The organism is Niveispirillum sp. (assembly GCF_017996735.1).
Lineage (GTDB): Bacteria > Pseudomonadota > Alphaproteobacteria > Azospirillales > Azospirillaceae > Niveispirillum.
Window position 1 is genome coordinate 156,301 of sequence record NZ_JAGOGJ010000002.1, and the last position, 18,100, is coordinate 174,400.

The window sequence follows — 18,100 nt, forward strand, 5'->3', positions numbered from 1 at the left end:
GTGCTTTCATCCGGCGGTTTTGCCCTCACCCTCCCATCGGCTGGCGCCGACGGGCCCCTCCCTCTCCCACCTGCGTGGGCGAGGGGCGGAATTGAAGGTGAGGCGCAGGTTTTTGCCCCTCGCCCGCTTGCGGGAGAGGGAGGGGCCCATCGCGCAAGCGATGGGAGGGTGAGGGACAAGCACACCGGCCGCGCCGGGACGGGATGACCAATGTCCATTCGCCGCCTTCCGACTATTCTGTCCATCCTGCTGCTGGCCGGTCTGTTGCCCGTGCTGCTGGTGCGGGCCGCGCCGTTTTTGCAGGGGATCGAGAACTGGGTGGCGGATTACCGGGTGGCGACCCTGACACCGGCCCAGCCGCAGCAGCCCGACATCGTCATCGCCGCCATCACCGAGGATACGCTGGCGCGGTTCCCCTACCGGTCCCCCGTGGACAGGGCTTTCCTGGCCGATCTGCTGCGTGTGCTGCAGGCCAAGGGCGCGCGGGCCGTGCTGCTGGACGTGCTGCTGGATCAGCCGACGGAGCCGGAGAAGGATCAGGCGTTGGCGGCGGCCATCCGGGAGATGAGTATCCCTCTGGTGGTCAGCCATGGCGGGGCGGCGGAGGGGCTGACCGAGGCGCAGGTGACCTATATCGACGCCTTCGTGCCGGCGGACCGGCGCGGCTGGGCCAATCTGGTCAAGGATAATCTGGACGGCACGGTGCGCTGGATCTTCCCCGGTAAAAACCGGGCGGACGGGCAGTGGCAGGCGGGGGTGGTGCCGGCAATGGCGGCGCATCTGGGCCTGACCCCGCCGCGCGAACGGATCCCCATCGCCTGGCGCGGGCGGCCCGATGCGGCCACGGCGCCCTTCCGGCAGTTCCCGGCCCATGCGGTTGCCGTGCTGCCGGCCGCCTGGTTCAAGGACAAAGTCGTGCTGGTGGGGGCCGACCTGTCGGACCGCGACCGCCATGTCACGCCGTTCCGTACCGCCTTTGCCGGCAATGCCGGCGTGCTGCCCGGCATCACCATCCATGCCCATGCCCTGTCGCAGGTGCTGGAGGGGCGGACGGCGCCGGGGCAGGGGGGGGCGCTGGCCATTCTCGCCGGCCTGATCGCGGCGGGGCTGGGGCTGGTCCTGGGTCTGGTGGAAATATCGCTATGGCTGCGCGCGCTGCTGGGCCTGGGCGTGGTGGCCGGCATCTGGCTGCTGGCGGGGCCGGCCTATGCCCAGGCCAATATCCTGCTGCCGCAGATCGGACCGTCGCTGTCGGTGCTGCTGGGCCTGTGGCTGACCGATATCTGGCGCGGACGGCGGGAACGGGACCAGAAACGGTTCGTGCAGGCGGCCTTTGCCAAATATCTGTCGCCGGCCTTGCTGGACGATATCCTGAAAGACCCGTCGAAACTGTCCATCGATCCCAAGCGCCGCGACATGTCCTATGTCTTCACCGATGTGGCGGGCTTCACCACCATCTCGGAAGGCATGGACGCCACGACGCTGGCCGATGTCATGAACCGCTATCTGGACGGCATGGTGAAGGTGGTGTTCGCCCATGGCGGGACCGTCGACAAGTTCATCGGCGATGCCGTCTTTGCCCTGTTCGGGGCGCCGCGCGACATGGAAGACCATGCGGCCCGCGCCGCGTCCTGTGCGCTGGAACTGGACCGGTTCGCGCAAGGGTTCCTGGCGGCGGAGACGGCGGCGGGCCGGCCGTTCGGCATGACACGCATCGGCGTGCATTCCGGCCCCGCCAGCGTGGGCAATTTCGGGTCGGATGCCCGGTTCGAATATACGGCCCTGGGCGATGCCGTGAATACCGCCGCCCGCCTGGAAGGTCTGAACAAATATTTCGGGACGCGGGTGGCGATGAGCGGGGCAACGGCGGAACGCTGCCCCGATCTGCCGCGCCGGCCCATCGGCCGCATCGTCCTGAAGGGCAAGACCGAGCCGATCGCCGTCTATCAGCCCTTGACGCAGGAAGAGGCGCGGAGCGGGTTCATGCAGCGCTATCAGGCGGCCTATGCCGCCATGGCCGCCGGTGACGCCGGAGCGGCGCCCCTTCTCGCCGAGCTGGCGGCGGAACGGCCCGATGACGGACCGGTGGCGATGCATCGCGACAGGCTGGCCAAGGGCGGCGACAGCGACCTTGTGGTGATGAGCGACAAGTAGACCCCAACAATACCTTGCCAGCACGGGTGCAGGGAACGATAACAAGCGTATGCTCTCTCAGGGATCAGGCAATGGCCGAAGGCATCCTCAACCGTAAGTTCGTCCCTGCCGGCAAGCAGCTTTTCCTGACGGGGGAGCGTGGCGAGCACATGTATCTGGTGCAGTCGGGCCGTATCCGCATCTGGCGGGGCGAACCCGATCATCCCGTGGTGCTGGCCGAAGTGGGGCCGAACTGCCTGTTCGGGGAAATGGCCCTGATCGATGACGGCACCCGCTCGGCCTGTGCCCATGCGGTTGAGGATACGACCCTGATCGTCATTTCCGGGGAGAAGGTGCGCCAGCGTCTGGCCGAGGCCGATCCGTTCGTGGCCAGCATCGTGCGTATCCTGGCCCGCAACCTGCGCGCCGCCAACGACCATCTGGAAGGGCTGATGGGCCAGATGCTGGCCGTCAGCGCCATCAAGGCCCGCGAGATCGCCCCCAACGAGGATGTGAAGACCCTGTCGGGCGCCGCTGAGGAATAATCACCCCTCCACCAGCAGCGGCCAGGCGGCCTTGCAGCGTTCGGAAAAGATGCGCAGGTGGCCGATGGCGCCGCCGCCGGCCGCCGCCACGGGAATGGTGCGGTGGGTGATGCGCGCGGCCGGGAAAAAGGCCGCATGGTCGCGCACCACGGCGGGCGGGATCATCTCGTCATCCTCGATCGCGATCAACCGCACCTCCCCCGTCATGCGGGACAGGTCGGGCTGCGGCAGGGCACGGCCCCATTCCCCGCGGTAGAAATCGCGCCGGATGCACCAGCGCCGCCATTGCCAGAAGGCGCGGGCCGGCAGGTCCGCCCCCTGGCCCAGGATACGCCCCGGCATATAGCCCAGCGCCAGGGTCGCGACGGGGCCCAGCAGGAACCAGAAGGCCATGGCCTTGCCGATGAAATGGCGCGGATGGCGGGTCCAGTGCGCGGGGCCGGTGGCCACCGTCGTCAACCGCCGCACCAGACCGGCCTTTTCATGGAAGGGCAGACCCATGCCGCCCAGGGAATGGCCCATCACCTCCAGCGGCAGGCCGGGGAAGCGGGCTGCCAGCCAGTCCAGCGCTGCCCCCTGGTCCCGAACGGCCCAGTCCCCCATGTCCGACCGGGCGTGGCGCACGGACCCGCGCGCCGAATGGCCGCAATCGCGGTAATCATAGATCAGCACCGCCGCGCGCCGATAGCCGGCCAGCCAGGCGGCGAAACGGGCATAATAATCGCGCGGCACACCCGTGGCCCCATGCAGGACCAGCGCCAGGTCCATCTCCGCCCCCTCCGGCGGCAGGAACAGCCGCCCCGCCAGGACCGGCCCGTCGGCACAGGGGATGGTGACCATTTCGTCGCTGTGTGGGCTGGTGGCCTGTTCCGTCATATCCTGCTCCCACCTTTTGCTGCGTCTGGTCAGAATATAACGAACGATCGTGCTATGAACAATATCGAGGATTTATGCCGCCACGCCAGTCGGCGCGGATACCATCGGTCAGACATTTTGACCGGCGGTATTATCAGGCTGTTGTGTCCCACGCCTTTCGCATTGATTGCCAGACCCCTGTCTCGCTCTATATGGTGGTCACAGGGAGAAAACAGGCAGAAGCCGGGACAACAATGCGGGCGAAAAGGCCGACGTCCTTCGATATCGCTGAACTGGCGGGCGTTTCGCAATCCACCGTGTCGCGCGCGCTGCGCCGCGACAGCATGGTCAGCGAGGATACGCGCCTGAAGGTGGAGCAGGCGGCGCGGCAACTGAACTACAAGGTCGACGTTAATGCCCGCAACCTGCGGTCCCAGCGCACCAAAACGCTGGCCCTGTTGTTGTATGAGGATCCGGGCGCGTCAGAATCGCTGATCAACCCGTTCTTCCTGTCGATCCTGGGCAGTGTCACGCGGGCCAGTGCCAAGCGTGGCTATGATCTGCTGATCTCCTTCCAGCAATCCAGCACCGATTGGAATGCCGATTACGCGGCGTCGAAACGGGCCGATGGCATCATCTTCTTAGGGTATGGCGATTACACCGCCTATCTGGACAAGATATTGTCCCTGGACGAGGCGGGTATCCAATACATCACCTGGGGCCCCGTGCTTCCGGGCCAGCCGGGCCATTTCATCGGGTCCGACAATGTGCAGGGCATGGCAGAGGCCGTGTCGCACCTGATCGCCACGGGCCATCGCGACATCGCCTTTCTGGGTGATATTTCGGAAAACTGTCCGGAATACCGCGACCGGCATCAGGGATATGTGCAGGCCTTGACGAAGGCCGGCCTGTCGGCCGACCCCGCCTTGCGGCTGGACAGCCAGACGTCGGAGGAGGCGGGCCATGCGGCGGCCCTGCGCCTGCTGAACAGCGGGCGGCGGTTCGATGCGGTGGTGGCCGCCTGTGATCTGGTGGCCATCGGCGCCATGCATGCGCTGCGCGACCGGGGCGTGTCGGTGCCGGGTGACGTGTCGGTGGTGGGGTTCGACGATATCCAGGCCGCCAGCTATACCAACCCGCCCCTGACGACCGTGCGCCAGGACACGGTGGCGGCGGGCGAATTGCTGGTGGAAAACCTGTTGCGCCTGATGAACGACCAGCCGTTGGAACGCACCATCATCCCGGCGCGGCTGGTGCTGCGCGGGTCGACCAGGGTGCGGGGCTAGGGTTTTGGAAGCCTTTAATCCCCGATGAGTGGGGATTAAAGGCCGCCGGTCTCACATGCCATCAGACCAAAATCGGGGCGCCGTCGGCCAGGGCGGCCAGACCGTCGGCCGTGACGCGCAGATGGCGCAGGGTACCCGGCGGGCCATTCAGGCTGGCGGCGGCCAGGACATGGCCATCCACCTCCCACTGCGACAGGCGCCAATCACCGGCGCGCAGCCATTCCTCATGCGCGGTCAGGGTGGGGCCGGCGTCGGGCGTGGGCGGGATGACGGTGAATCCCGTCAGTTCCTGCGACAGACCACGGCCCGTGGCCTTGATCACGGCTTCCTTCAGGTTCCAGATGCGCATGAAGCGGGTGCGCTTGGCATCCTCGTCCAGTTCCCCGCCGATCTGCGCCACCTCATCGCGGGAGAACCAGCGATCGGCGATTTCCAGTTCCACGGTGCGGTTGGGCACCAGCGGTTCGATATCGACCCCCACCTCGCCCTGTGCGGAAACGGCCACGGCCACCATGGACCGTGTATGCGACAGGTTGAAGGAAGCGCCGCCGCGCACCAGCACCGGCTTTCCGTAAGGGCCGGCATTAAAGGCCAGCGATCCCGCCGACCGGCCCGTCCAGGCGCCCAGGAACAGCCGGGTCAGGCCGTGGGCCGCAATATAGGCGTTTCTGTCGGCGTCGAACTGGAAACGGGCGGCACGTTCCCGCTCCGTCCGGTCCAGCGTGTGGGAGAGGGGCGCCAAATCCCGCGTGCCGAGACCTTCAACGGCCAAGGTCAGCACGATCACATCATGTCGCCAATCGCCACGCACGGCAAAACCGTCCCGCATCCGATGCCCCCGTTTCCTGAAAGCGCGGATCATAGGCGCTTCGATATGGTTTGGTAAGAAAAGAAGCCCCGACGCTGGGTGAAGGCGGCCCCGCGAATCCCGAAGGGCGCGGATTTTTTGCCTGTTACCGAACCGTTACAATATTCCCCCCACTCTGACCTTGAAATCATTTTGCGCAGGCCCGCCCCCTGAGCATTATCAGTATCTTGTCGGCAGCGGGCCCGTTCGGACGCGGGCCCGGCCGTATGGCTGGGGGTAGGGATGGGGTATTGGCAGGGACGCGTGGCGCGCCTGGTGGTCGCCACGGCTTTGGTATTGTCGGCCGGCATGGCCGGAACGCAGATGGCGGCGGCCGATGCCATCGAACAGACCAAGGGCACCTGGCAGGACAAGTTCCGCCAGTTGGACGTGGATCTTCCCACCCCCAACACCTATCGCACGGCGTCGGGCGCGCCCGGCCATCAATATTGGCAGCAGCGCGCCGATTACAGCATGGACCTGAAGCTGGACGCGGCGGGCAAGCGCCTGACGGGCCGGCAGACCGTGCGGTACCACAACAATTCCCCGGACAGCCTGCGCTATCTGTGGCTGCAAGTTGATCAGAACATCTATAAGGACAGTTCCATCGCCGAACTGACCCGCACGGCCAGCCCGGCCAAGGATGGCGGCGACCAGATCAGCTATGGCACGCTGGCCCGTGTCCAAGCCCTGAAGGACACAAAATACGGGGTGGAGATCGGGTCGGTCACCGACGAGGGGGGCCGGGCGCTTCCCTATACGGTGGTCGACACCATGATGCGCATCGACCTGCCGCGGCCGCTGGCGCCCGGTGCGTCCTTCACCTTCAAGGTGGAATGGGCGCACAATATCATCAATCAGGATATTGTCGGCGGCCGCAGCGGGTATGAGCATTTCCGCGACAACAATACCGACCTGTTCTTCCTGGCGCAGTTCTTCCCGCGCATGGCCGCCTATACCGATTATGCCGGCTGGCAGCACAAGGCCTTTCTGGGAAGGGGTGAATTCACCCTGGAATTCGGTGATTACGATGTCGCCATCACCGTGCCGGCCGACCATATCGTGTCGGCCTCGGGCGAGTTGCTGAATGCCGGCGATGTCCTGACAGCCACGCAGCGCGACCGTCTGGCCAGGGCCGCCAAGGCGGACAAGCCGATGTTCATCGTGACGCCGGAAGAAGCCCTGGCCAATGAGAAGGAGACGGACAAGGCGACCAAGACCTGGCGGTTTTCCGCCAAGAATGTCCGCGATTTCGCCTTTGCCAGTTCCAACAAGTTCATCTGGGACGCGATGGGGGTGAAACAGGACAATCCGGCGGGCAATCCCGTCCTGGCCATGTCCTTCTATCCCAACGAGGCGGAACCGCTCTGGTCGAAATATTCGACCTGGGCCGTGGCGCACACCATCAAGACCTATAGCAAATATTCCTTTGCCTACCCGTACCCGACGGCGCAGTCGGTCAATACCTGGGACGGGGGCGGCATGGAATATCCCATGATCACCTTCAACGGCTACCGGCCCAATATCGACAAGAAGACGGGCAAGCGCACCTATACGGCGGCCGCCAAATACGGCCTTATCGGTGTGGTCATCCATGAGGTCGGGCATTTCTATTACCCGATGATCGTGAATTCCGACGAACGGCAATGGAGCTGGATGGATGAGGGGCTGAACACCTTTGTCCAGAACGTGGCGCATCTGGAATGGGAGGAGAATTTCGGCGAGCATCGCCGCAATCCAAACCTGCCGTCCGACATTACCAGCTACATGACCAGCCAGGGTCAGGTGCCGATCATGACCCAGTCGGACTCGGTGCTGCAATTCGGCCCCAACGCCTATACCAAGCCGGCCACGGCGCTGACCATCCTGCGCGAGACGGTGATGGGGCGTGAGCTGTTCGACCACGCTTTCCGTGAATATTCGCAGCGCTGGAAATTCAAGCGCCCGACCCCGTCCGATTTCTTCCGCACCATGGAGGATGCGTCGGGCGTGGACCTGGACTGGTTCTGGCGCGGCTGGTTCTATACGACCGACCATGTCGATATCGATCTGGCCAGCGTGCGGGAATACCGCATCTCCACCGGCAATCCGGACGTGGAAAAGGCGCTGCAGCGCGAGGAATATCACCGCGACAACAAGGAGCCGCTGGCCCAGGTGCATAACCGCGAGCAGGGGCTGAAAACCCTGCTGGAGCGCGAGCCGGACCTGAAGGATTTCTATAACGAGAATGACAAGTTCACCCCCACCAACAAGGACCGCAACAAGTTCGCGGAAATGGTGGAGGGGCTGGAACCCTGGGAGCGCGAGGCGCTGGCACGGGCCGAGAAGGATGGCGACTGGGTCTATTTCCTGGATTTCGCCAACAAGGGCGGGCTGGTCATGCCGCTGCCGCTCCAGCTTACCTATGCCGACGGCACAAGTGAGTTCCTGATGATCCCGGCGGAGATCTGGCGTTACAATAGCAAGGCCGTGACCAAGATGCTGATCCGGCCCCGCCAAGTGGTCGGCGTCGAACTGGACCCGCGCCAGGAGATCGCCGATGTCGACGTCTCCAACAACGCCTATCCACGCAAGATCGCGGCCTCGCGCCTTGAACTTTACAAGTCCAAGGATGAGACGAAGGACCTGATGGCCGACATGCTGGTTGAATTGAAGGCCAAGAAAGAGGGCGAGGGCAAGGAAGGGGGCAAGGACGTGCCCCTGACGCCCGGAGGGAAGCCGTGACGGTTGCGCGTATCGGCCGGCGCCGGGTGATGGCGCTGGCCGGGGCAGGCCTGCTGGCCGGCCTGGCGCTGCCTGCCCGCGCGCACCGGGCCAAGTCCGCCCTGACGCTGGTCACCTGGAACAAGGCGGCGGGGCTGCTGGAGGTTGACCATTCCCTGCATGCCCATGACGCGGAAACTGCCCTGGCGCAGGTGGGTGGCGTCAGCGCGCCCGACCTGTCGCGCCTGGAGGATCAGGCGCGGCTGGCGCTTTATGTCGAGGGGCGGTTCGCCCTCAGCATCCCCGGTGGATCGCCGCTGCCCCTGAAACTGCTGGGGGCGGAGCCGGAGGGCGATAATATCCATGTCTATCAGGAAGTGCCCCTGACGGCGGTGCCCGCCCGTCTGCTGGTGCGCAACATGATCCTGCGCGACATTTTCCCCGTGCAGATCAATCAGGTGAATATCGATATGGGGGGCGGCCCGGACCATATCCGCACCCTGACCTTCCTGGGCGGCGACGGCGAAAAGGACGCCACGCCGGGATAAGGGCCGTCAGCCGAAGCGCCAGCGGACGCCGCCCGACAGGCTCTGCCGGTCGCTGTCGCGCCGTTGTTCCAGATCGACCTGGGCATAGGCTTCCAGCCGGTCGTCAAGCTGTGCGGTGATGCCGGCGCCCAGGATGGCCGCGTCCCGGCCCGGTTTCTCCCCGGTCAGGTCGAAGGAGGCGCCATCCAGCCAGGCCCGGCCGGAGATGGTCACGTCCCGGAAATCATGGTCCCAGCGCAAGGAGAGTTCCGGTTCCAGGATCATGTCGTTCAGGCCCCGGAACCGCCAGGCGGCGCGCAGGCCCAGATTGCCGCGTACCGCCGTGCTGTCCAGATCATCGATGGTCAGGTCCAGCGTGCCGGCCCCGGTCTCGCTGAAGCCCTGGCGATCGGTGCGGTCGAAACGCAGGCCGGCGGCCGGTTCCAGGATCAGGTTCCCCACCGCCCAGCGATAGCCGGCGGTGATGGCGGCCGCCAGCGCATCGCCGCTTGCCTCCGCCCGTGCCGTGCGTTCCAGGTCCCCCAGGCGGATTGAACGCCGGCTGTCATTGTCGGTGAAGGCGATGGACAGGCTGCCTTCCGCAAAGAAACGCCCCCGCGTGACCCCGCCATACCCGGCCAGCACCACCATATCCTGTGTCGCCTGGCCCGGACCGCCGTCCAGATCGTTGCGGAAATAGCCGAACGCCATGCCAAGATCGAGATTGCCGGCCAGACGCGTATCAATGCCCGACACGAAGCCGGCACTGTCCAGATCGAAACCGCCGCGCGTGCCCGACCCGACCACGGCCCGCCCCCACAGGCCGGTGCCGCCGGCCGATGGTGCCAGGTCGGCCATGCTCAGCGCCTCCCCATCCTCCGCCTTGCGCATCACCTCGGCCCCCAGGCGCAGCGACAGGCCGCCGCGCCGGGCCGCCGCCGTCCGCTGCGACAGCAGATCGCCGAACAGCCGCATTGTGTCGAGACCGGCCGCGTCGGTTTCGGCATGGACATTGCCCGCCAATCCGTCGAACAGCGCCGGAAGGTTGGCCGCCGCCAGCCCATACAACCCGCCATAGACCGTGTCGCGATCGGTGAAATCACGGGTGCCAGCCGCCGGCCGCGCCTTGTCCAGGGCGGACGCCACCTGTTTTTGTGAGCCTGTCAGGCCCGGCAACGCCGCATAGAGGTCGGGCGTGACCCACAGGGTCACGGTATCCGATCCATAGGACAGGTCGAAACGGGCATTGGCCGGCAGGTCCGCCGTCGGCTGGGTCACGGACTGGAAACTGCCCGACACGCCGCCGGCCGCCTGCAGGATGGTGAAATGCTGTCCGATGACGGGCGTGAAGGGTGTGGCGGCAGCTTCCGCGAATCCACGGATGACCGGGGTGACGCTGCCGCCGGCCGTGAAGCGGCCGCCGACCTTCACCTGATCATGGTGACCGTCGCCGGCACCGGCCGTCGTTCCATCCAGTTCCACCCGCAAACCGGCCGCCGTCCCGCTGTTCATGAGCGAACCGGTGACGGTCAGGATGCCTGGCGAGCGGCCCGGTGCCAGGGTCCCGGCATTGATCACCGACGTCTCCAGCACCCCGCCGCCGGCAAGCACGGCGCCGGGCAGCACGGTCAGGCTGCTGGTCGTCAGGCGCCCATCCACCCGCAACGTGCCTGCATCCACCTGCGTGCCGCCGGTCAGGACGCTGTCGGCGGCCAGAATCAGGGTGCCTTTCCCCTGTTTCAGCAGCGTGTCGTTGCCGGTCAGGGTGCCGGTGAAGTCCAGCGTGTCGTCGCGGTCAAAAATCAGCTTGCCGCTTTGTCCAGGCAGCAGGTCGGCCGCATACCAGGCAATACCTTCATAGGCATAGCCGTCCGCCGTGAACCCTTCCGTCAGGGAGGGGGTGTAGAGATGGCCCCCCCGGACCGAGTCGTTGAAGCGATGGATGGGGGCGGCGCCGGCCATGGGGCGCGTCAGGCCGGTGAAGGCCGCCCCGATCTCCGCATAGCCGCTGTCGCCCTGGCGCAGCCGCGCGATTTCCGCCGGGTCGAGCGTATAGATGTGGTCGGTAGCCGCCGCCGAATGGAAGGCGATCACCGCCGATTTTCCCAGACCGGGGGCCTCGTTGGAAAAGGGCACGCCCTGTTCGGTGAAACCCTGGGCCAGCAGGTCGGCGGCCTGCCGGCTGCTGGCCGTATAGACCGTATCCGCCGTTGCGGCATTGTACAGGCGGAACACAATGGGCATTCCATCGGCGCTGTCATAGGCAGCCACCTGCTGGGCGGCGTGGCTGACGGTCAGGGTCTGGTCCAGGGCGTTGCTGATCGCCAGGGTCTGTGCGGCGGCCGGCCTTGTATAGGTGACGCCCGGCGTCGGCGTGCGGCCGGGGCCGCCGGGCGTGTAGATGTCGCTGTAGCCGGCGACGGCGGCGGTAGGGATGGCGACATTGACCAGGCTGCGGATCGCGGCCTCGTCCCCGTTCAGGATGATGTCGATATAATTGTCATTGTCGTTGCGGTAATAGGGGGCGGGAATGCCGGTGGCCGGCGGCCCCAGTTCGGCCAGCCCCACCACCGTGACCGTTCCCAGGCCGGCGCCGAGATCATAGGCGACACCGGTGCGGCTCAGGGTGACCAGGGCACCGGTGGCGTCGCGGGCCTGCAACTGGAAAAACTTGGAAAAGTCGCCCGGCAGCATGGGGGAGACACCATCGGCGGAGAAGCCGCCCGTGGTCATCAGCCGCAGCCGGTAGGCGGATTGCCCCTGATAAAGCGTGGCGCCATCATTCAGGACCCCGGCCGTCAGGGCGGCGGGGCCGGCATCCCCGACCGAGGAGAAATGGCTGACACGGGCCGCCAGCAGGCTGGGCCCCGTCACGAAGGGGTTGCGGCTTTCGGCGGTCAGGCCGACAGCCGATTGCAGGCCGCCGGGCCCGACCAGCATCAGCGGCTTGCTGTCGGCCACGATCTCCACGGACACGGGATAGATGGCGCCGGGTGTGCCCGGTGTCAGGCGGTTGCCGAATTCCCCGAAAACCACGACGACATTGCGTTCATTATAATCGCCATTGGGATTGAGGCCGGCGGCCGCAGGTGTCACCACCTCCCCCGTATTCAGGTGGATGGCGATATCGGTGGGGGCCAGCGTGCCGGGCAGCACCGGCCAACTGAACACGATCGGCAGCGCATCGCCCCGCACAACATTGGCGCCATATCCGCCCAGCACCCCGGTGCCGACCGGCTGTGCCGATGTCAGGTTGCGCAGCGGCGGCGTCGGGGTCAGCCCGGCCAGATCGCGGTTGATGCCGGCCCCCGCAGCGGCAGCCAGTTCCAGGCCGCCCGGCCCGTCCAGCCCCGGAATGCCGATGATCCCTTCGAAGCCCAGATCCGCCGACAGAATCCGCGCCGTGGTCGACCAGATATCGGCATTGATCACGATCTCGCGCTGAAGCTCGATATAGGCCGGCGAGATGATCGGGGCAGCAGCGGAGTCGGGCAGGGCATCCATCTCGCAGAAAACTCCGTCCAGGCCGGTTTGCAATTCATCCTATCGTCGGCAGGAGATTTACACCAAAGCCGTGCCAAGTGTCAGCGTCTTCACCGATGCCGCCTTCATTCCTGGTCAAAGCGTCCGCTGCTCAGTAAGGTAGCGGTAACAGGCGGCATTATACCGGGCGGCGGCAGTCGCCGCCGTACCATCGGTCAAGAATTTGACCGATGGCATTATTGCTGCCGGACAAGGGAGGAAAATGCCATGAAATGGCTTGCGTTTTCGGGTTTGATCCTGGGCTTGCTGTGTTTGCCGGCCGCTTCGGTCCTGGCCGCGGATTGCGGGCCGGATGCGTTGGGTACCACCCGCACCATCAGTTTGAAGCGCGGCGCCGGCGGGGCGTTCGGCACGGTGCAGCATCCGGCCCTGCCGGGGCTGCAAAAGGGGGAGGTGGTGCTGACCTTCGATGACGGGCCGGTGCCGGTGCTGACGCCCAGGGTGCTGGACGCGCTGAAGGCTGAATGCGCCAAGGCCACATTCTTTATGACGGGCGGCAATCTGGATGCCCATGGCGATCTTGCCAGGCGCGCGGTGGCGGAGGGGCATTCGGCCGGCATCCACAGCTATAGCCACCCGCATCTGGGGACGTTGAGCGAGGCGGCGCAACTGGACGATCTGGCGCGGACGCAGGCCGCGTACAAGCGGCTGTTCGGGGTGACGGCCCCGTCCTACCGCTTCCCGTTCCTGGAAGAGACGCCGGCCCTGATGGCGGCGCTGGCCAAGGACAAGGTGGCGGTCTTCTCCATCGATCTGGCCATCACCGACTGGCAGCCCGCCGACACGACGGCAATGCTGGCCGACCGCCTGTCCAAGGCGCTGGACGAGGCCGGCGGCGGCATCATCCTGATGCATGATGCCAATCCCCCCACGGCCGAGGCCATCGCCACCCTGCTGCGCGTGATCAAGCAGAAGGGATACCGGCTGGTGCATGTGGATTGGGAGGGGTAATGCCGACGGCCGAAATATTTGACCGTTAGTATAAGGCATCACCCCTCCGTCACCAGATCCTTATAGGCGTGCCAACTGGCATGGCCGATCAGGGGCAGGGTGACGATCAGGCCCACAAACAGGGTCGCGATGCCGATGGCCGTCAGGAAGACGATGATGAAGGCCCAGAGCGCCATGGCGGGCAGGTTCACGCGCACCGCCATGATGCTGGTCGCCATGGCCGTGAAAGCGTTGGTGCGGCGGTCCAGCAGCATGGGGATGGACACGACCGACACGGCAAAGGCAACGCCTGCGAATCCGGCGCCGATCAGGGTCCCGGCGATCAGGAAGGGCAGGCTGGCCCCGCTGTGGAACAGGGTGGCGGTCAGCCCGTCCAGCGTCGGCGAAAGGTCGGCGAAGAACAGCGCATACATCAAGGTCGCCACCCGCACCCAGAACAGGTGCAGCAGCAACAGCAGCACGCCCAGGAACCCGACCTGCAAAGGGTTCACGGCCCAGGCCCGCAGCGCGCGGCGCAGATCGGGCACCCGTCCCTTGCCCAGGTCGCGCGAGGTGGCATAGAGCCCGACGGCGATCAGCGGCGCCACCAGCGTGAAGCCCGAGGTCAAGGGCAGCATCAGCATGACATGGCCGGAGCCGATGACCAGCAGGGTGAGCGCCAGGCTGAACCCCGCGATCAACGCGCCATAGGTCAGGCTGACCCGCCAGGCGGCCCCCAGATCGGCCATGCCCAGTTGCAGCCAATGCCAGGGCCGGTCCACGGGAACGGGACGGATATGCGGCACCGGTCCACTGAATACAGGGACGGGGCCGACATCATCTTCATGGTCGATTGTCATTTCCTACCCCAATAGTTCACCAAGTGTCGCTTTTCGCGGCTTTTGTTGAGTATGGCAGGTTTTGGGGCGGGGGGAAGGGGCGCCATGCTTTTGATGAATATTGGGGGTGCGGAATTTAATACCAGCCATGGAGCATGGCTCTTGGTAAGTGCACTCGCCTTCAGCGCCGATTTGATACCAATCTTCCTTGATCGTGACCGATCCAGGAAGATTGCGTGTTCCTCAGACGCCGGGCGCCGCCATCCGGCGGCTTGGCTTACGGCACCACGCGGTGCCGGGCCGGCCGTCGCCGGCCTGCAATCCACCGAAGGTCACTTCGGTGGATTGGTATGAGCCTTGTTTTGGCAGACGCCGCTCTGCCCGGGGGCCCCCGGCTTTCGCGGGGGTGACGGGAAAAGCGTGGAGCGCCCCCACCCCCTTGATCTTCCTTCCGCTTGATGTTTTGCCCCCGAACCATCGGCGGGTTGATGCATGTCAATGCGCATCCCCCCGGCATGGCTCATGAAGGCAGGGTCGGGGATCGGGCATGGGTCCGGTCCTGTCCTGAGAGTTTCCGCCGACACCGGGGGTTTGTCATGGGTGTAGCAATCGCCGACGGGGCGTATGGGGGAACGGCCAAAGCCGTACCCGTCGAGGCGTATCACGAGGACGTTGTCCGCGCCTTCGTCGTCGCCGCCATGTTCTGGGGCATCGCGGCCTTTGCCGCGGGTGTCTATATCGCTTTCCAGCTTGCCTTTCCCGATCTGAACCTGGGGCTGGAATGGACGACCTTCGGGCGGCTGCGCCCGCTGCACACGTCCGCCGCCATCTTCGCCTTTGGCGGTTCCGCGCTGATCGGGTCCTCGCTGTACGTGGTGCAGCGCACCTGTCGCGCGCCGCTGTTCGGCGGGCGTGAATGGGGCTGGTTCATCTTCTTCGGCTATCAGCTTTTCATTGTCATGGCCGCCACCGGCTATCTGCTGGGCATCACCCAGGGCAAGGAATATGCCGAGCCGGAATGGTATGTCGACCTGTGGCTGACCATCGTCTGGGTCGTCTATCTGGTCGTGTTCGTCGGCACCATCATGAAGCGCCGCGAGCCGCACATCTATGTGGCCAACTGGTTCTATCTGGCCTTCATCCTGACCATCGCCGTGCTGCACATCGTGAACAACACGGCCCTGCCGGTCAGCCTGACGGGCACCAAGTCCTATGTGGCCTGGGCCGGCGTGCAGGACGCGATGATCCAGTGGTGGTACGGCCATAACGCGGTCGGCTTCTTCCTGACGGCCGGCTTCCTGGGCATGATGTACTATTTCATCCCCAAGGCGGCGGGTCGCCCGGTCTACAGCTACCGTCTGTCGATCATCCATTTCTGGGCGCTGATCTTCCTCTATATCTGGGCCGGTCCGCACCATCTGCACTATACGGCGCTGCCCGACTGGACGCAGACGCTGGGCATGGTGTTCTCGGTCATCCTCTGGATGCCAAGCTGGGGCGGCATGATCAACGGCATCATGACCCTGTCGGGTGCCTGGGACAAGCTGCGCACCGATCCGTCCTTGCGCTTCTCGGTCACTGCCGTCGGCTTCTATGGCATGAGCACGTTCGAAGGCCCGGTCATGTCGGTGAAGGCGGTCAACGGCCTGTCGCACTATACGGACTGGACCATCGGCCATGTGCATTCCGGTGCCCTGGGCTGGGTCGCCTTCATCTGCTTCGGCATGATCTATTATCTGGTGCCGGTCCTGTGGAAGAAGCAGCGGCTCTATTCCGCCCGTTTGGTGGAATGGCACTTCTGGACCGCGACCGTCGGCATCGTCTTCTACATCACCGCCATGTGGGTCAGCGGCATCATGCAGGGCCTGATGTGGCGTGCCTATGACGAATACGGGTTCCTCCAGTATTCGTTCGTCGAGACGGTGCAGGCCATGCATCCCTACTACATCATCCGTGGCATCGGCGGTCTGCTGTTCCTGACCGGCGCCATCCTGATGGTCATCAACCTGATCCGCACCGTGCGCAGCGCCCCGGCCCTTGAGCCGGTGACGCAGGCCGCGGCCGTGGCGGCCGAATAAGGAGGGCGCCACCATGAAGTTCTCCCACGCGATCATCGAAAAGAACGTCATCCTGATGGCGGTGCTGACCCTGATCACCATCTCCATCGGTGGTCTGGTGCAGATCGTGCCGCTGTTCACGGTGGAAACCACCATCGAACGGGTCGACGGCATCCGCCCCTACAGCCCGCTGGAACTGGCCGGCCGCAACATCTATGTCCGTGAAGGCTGCTATCTCTGCCACAGCCAGCAGATCCGCACCTTCAAGGACGAGGTCGAGCGCTATGGCCATTACAGCCTGGCGGCCGAGAGCATGTATGACCATCCGTTCCAGTGGGGGTCGAAGCGTACCGGCCCCGATCTGGCCCGCGTTGGTGGCAAATATTCCAACGACTGGCATGTGGCGCATCTGAACAATCCGCGCGCCCTGGTGCCGGAATCGATCATGCCCACCTATGCCTTCCTGAACCGGCCGCTGAATTTCGACGATGCGGCGGAGCATCTGAAGACGCTGCGCACCCTTGGTGTTCCGTATTCCGAGGATGACATCGCCAATGCCGCCAAGGACCTGAAGGTCCAGGCGGGCGCCCTGCCCGACGAGGATACGACGGCCCTGCTGGCCCGCTATCCCAAGGCGCATCTGGGCGATTTCGACGGCAAGCCGGAACAGGTGACGGAGATGGACGCGCTGGTCGCGTACCTCCAGATGCTGGGCACGCTGGTCGATTTCACCAAGATCAATCCCGAAGACCTGAAGCAGTGAGGGGGATGCCATGCATGAACTTCTCCCCCTTCTGAAACAGCTCTGGCTGGTCTGGTTCCTGGTGCTGTTCCTCGGGATCGTGTTCTGGGCCTTCCGGCCCAGCGCCAAGCGCCGGTTCGAGGCCGACGCCATGATCCCGCTGAACGACGACCCCAGCCCCGCCCGAAACAACAGGTGATCCCATGCCGACGAAGATCGAAAAGGACGCCACCACGGGCACGGAAACCACGGGCCATGAGTGGGACGGCATCAAGGAACTGAACACACCGCTGCCGAAATGGTGGCTGTATACCTTCTATGCCTGCATCGTCTGGGGCGTGATCTATACGATCGTGTTCCCGTCCTGGCCGACGCTGTCCAGCCATTTCGGCGGCACGTCGGGCTGGACCCGGCGTGGCGAGGTGGCGGAAGCCCTGGCGGCCCAGAAGGAAGGCCAGGCCGAGATCCGTGAAAAGATCGTGGCCATGGATATTGACAGTATCCGCAAGGACCCGGCCCTGATGGGCTATGTCCAGGCGGCGGGCCGCGTGGCCTTTGCCGACAATTGCGCGGGCTGTCACGGTGCCGGCGGTGCCGGTGCCGTGGGCTTCCCCACGCTGGCCGATGATGACTGGATCTGGGGCGGCAAGCCGGACCAGATCTTGGCAACCATCACCTATGGCATCCGCAACACCAACGAGAACAGCCGCGTGTCGGACATGCCGCGCTTCGGCGCCGACGGGCTGCTGACCAAGGAACAGATCGGCGACGTGGCCGATTATGTCCTCTCGCTGTCGGGTACGCAGGGTAATGCGGCGGCGGTGGAACGCGGGGCGACCGTGTTTGCCGAGAACTGCGCCGCCTGCCATGGCGAAAAGGGCGAAGGCATCCAGGATATGGGTGCCCCCCGCCTGTCGGATGGCATCTGGCTTTATGGCGGCGACCGCAAGACGGTGGTGGAGACCATCACCTATGCCCGCCGCGGCAACATGCCGGCCTGGATCGAACGCCTGGACCCGGCGACGGTCAAGGTGCTGGCGACCTATGTTCACGCTCTTGGTGGCGGGCAGTAACCCCCCGAACCTCCTAGCCC

Annotated in this window: 14 protein-coding genes; 10 read left to right on the forward strand and 4 right to left on the reverse strand. The window is 65.2% G+C overall.

Translation table 11 applies throughout. The features are described 5' to 3' along the window. Positions 1-210: 210 nt before the first annotated feature. Together KBA48_RS01530 and KBA48_RS01535 are read left to right on the forward strand one after the other, a co-directional pair. Complete coding sequence (locus KBA48_RS01530) at positions 211-2,154, forward strand: adenylate/guanylate cyclase domain-containing protein (protein WP_292903064.1); 1,944 nt, start codon at positions 211-213, stop codon at positions 2,152-2,154. A gap of 71 nt (positions 2,155-2,225) precedes the next feature. Then, on the forward strand, positions 2,226-2,678 hold the full coding sequence (locus KBA48_RS01535) for a Crp/Fnr family transcriptional regulator (protein ID WP_292903066.1): 453 nt from the start codon (positions 2,226-2,228) through the stop codon (positions 2,676-2,678). On the opposite strand, the gene KBA48_RS01540 is transcribed toward KBA48_RS01535, so the two are convergent. Next, positions 2,679-3,554, reverse strand: coding sequence for a hypothetical protein (locus KBA48_RS01540; protein WP_292903068.1), 876 nt, complete (start codon positions 3,552-3,554; stop codon positions 2,679-2,681). It abuts the gene before it with no gap. A gap of 233 nt (positions 3,555-3,787) precedes the next feature. On the opposite strand from KBA48_RS01540, the gene KBA48_RS01545 reads away from it, so the two are divergent. Continuing rightward, positions 3,788-4,819: a LacI family DNA-binding transcriptional regulator gene (locus KBA48_RS01545; RefSeq protein WP_292903070.1), complete on the forward strand. Its 1,032-nt coding sequence runs from the start codon at positions 3,788-3,790 to the stop codon at positions 4,817-4,819. A 61-nt stretch (positions 4,820-4,880) separates the two neighbouring features. On the opposite strand, the gene KBA48_RS01550 is transcribed toward KBA48_RS01545, so the two are convergent. After that, on the reverse strand, positions 4,881-5,648 hold the full coding sequence (locus tag KBA48_RS01550; protein ID WP_292903072.1) for a 4'-phosphopantetheinyl transferase superfamily protein: 768 nt from the start codon (positions 5,646-5,648) through the stop codon (positions 4,881-4,883). A 282-nt stretch (positions 5,649-5,930) separates the two neighbouring features. Between KBA48_RS01550 and KBA48_RS01555 the strand changes: the two genes are divergently transcribed. Both KBA48_RS01555 and KBA48_RS01560 read left to right on the forward strand, forming a co-directional pair. After that, entirely contained in the window at positions 5,931-8,390 is a 2,460-nt protein-coding gene (locus tag KBA48_RS01555; protein ID WP_292903074.1) for a M1 family metallopeptidase, read from the forward strand. Continuing rightward, positions 8,387-8,917: a DUF6702 family protein gene (locus KBA48_RS01560; RefSeq protein WP_292903076.1), complete on the forward strand. Its 531-nt coding sequence runs from the start codon at positions 8,387-8,389 to the stop codon at positions 8,915-8,917. The genes KBA48_RS01555 and KBA48_RS01560 overlap by 4 nt, the downstream gene beginning before the upstream one ends. A gap of 6 nt (positions 8,918-8,923) precedes the next feature. Here the strand turns inward: KBA48_RS01560 and KBA48_RS01565 are convergent, their stop codons facing one another. After that, positions 8,924-12,400, reverse strand: a complete 3,477-nt coding sequence (locus KBA48_RS01565; RefSeq protein ID WP_292903078.1) for an autotransporter domain-containing protein — start codon at positions 12,398-12,400, stop codon at positions 8,924-8,926. A gap of 246 nt (positions 12,401-12,646) precedes the next feature. Between KBA48_RS01565 and KBA48_RS01570 the strand changes: the two genes are divergently transcribed. Then, positions 12,647-13,390 (forward strand): polysaccharide deacetylase family protein, encoded by a 744-nt coding sequence (locus KBA48_RS01570; RefSeq protein ID WP_292903079.1) that lies wholly within the window; start codon positions 12,647-12,649, stop codon positions 13,388-13,390. Positions 13,391-13,428: 38 nt separating this feature from the next. Here KBA48_RS01570 and KBA48_RS01575 read toward each other — a convergent pair whose 3' ends face one another. Continuing rightward, a complete protein-coding gene (locus KBA48_RS01575; protein WP_292903081.1) occupies positions 13,429-14,229 on the reverse strand; it encodes a DUF2189 domain-containing protein in 801 nt (266 codons plus the stop codon). Positions 14,230-14,804: 575 nt separating this feature from the next. Here KBA48_RS01575 and ccoN point away from each other — a divergent pair. The 4 genes from ccoN to ccoP are packed head-to-tail and all read left to right on the forward strand — an operon-like array spanning position 14,805 to position 18,080. Further along, positions 14,805-16,286, forward strand: a complete 1,482-nt coding sequence (gene ccoN, locus KBA48_RS01580) for a cytochrome-c oxidase, cbb3-type subunit I (RefSeq protein ID WP_292903082.1) — start codon at positions 14,805-14,807, stop codon at positions 16,284-16,286. Between the two features lie 13 nt (positions 16,287-16,299). Continuing rightward, entirely contained in the window at positions 16,300-17,028 is a 729-nt protein-coding gene (gene ccoO, locus KBA48_RS01585; protein WP_292903084.1) for a cytochrome-c oxidase, cbb3-type subunit II, read from the forward strand. Between the two features lie 10 nt (positions 17,029-17,038). After that, positions 17,039-17,206 carry a cbb3-type cytochrome c oxidase subunit 3 gene (locus tag KBA48_RS01590; RefSeq protein WP_292903086.1) on the forward strand — a complete coding sequence of 56 codons (168 nt, stop codon included), beginning with the start codon at positions 17,039-17,041 and terminating at the stop codon, positions 17,204-17,206. A gap of 4 nt (positions 17,207-17,210) precedes the next feature. Continuing rightward, positions 17,211-18,080, forward strand: a complete 870-nt coding sequence (ccoP, locus tag KBA48_RS01595) for a cytochrome-c oxidase, cbb3-type subunit III (RefSeq protein ID WP_292903088.1) — start codon at positions 17,211-17,213, stop codon at positions 18,078-18,080. Positions 18,081-18,100: the final 20 nt, after the last annotated feature.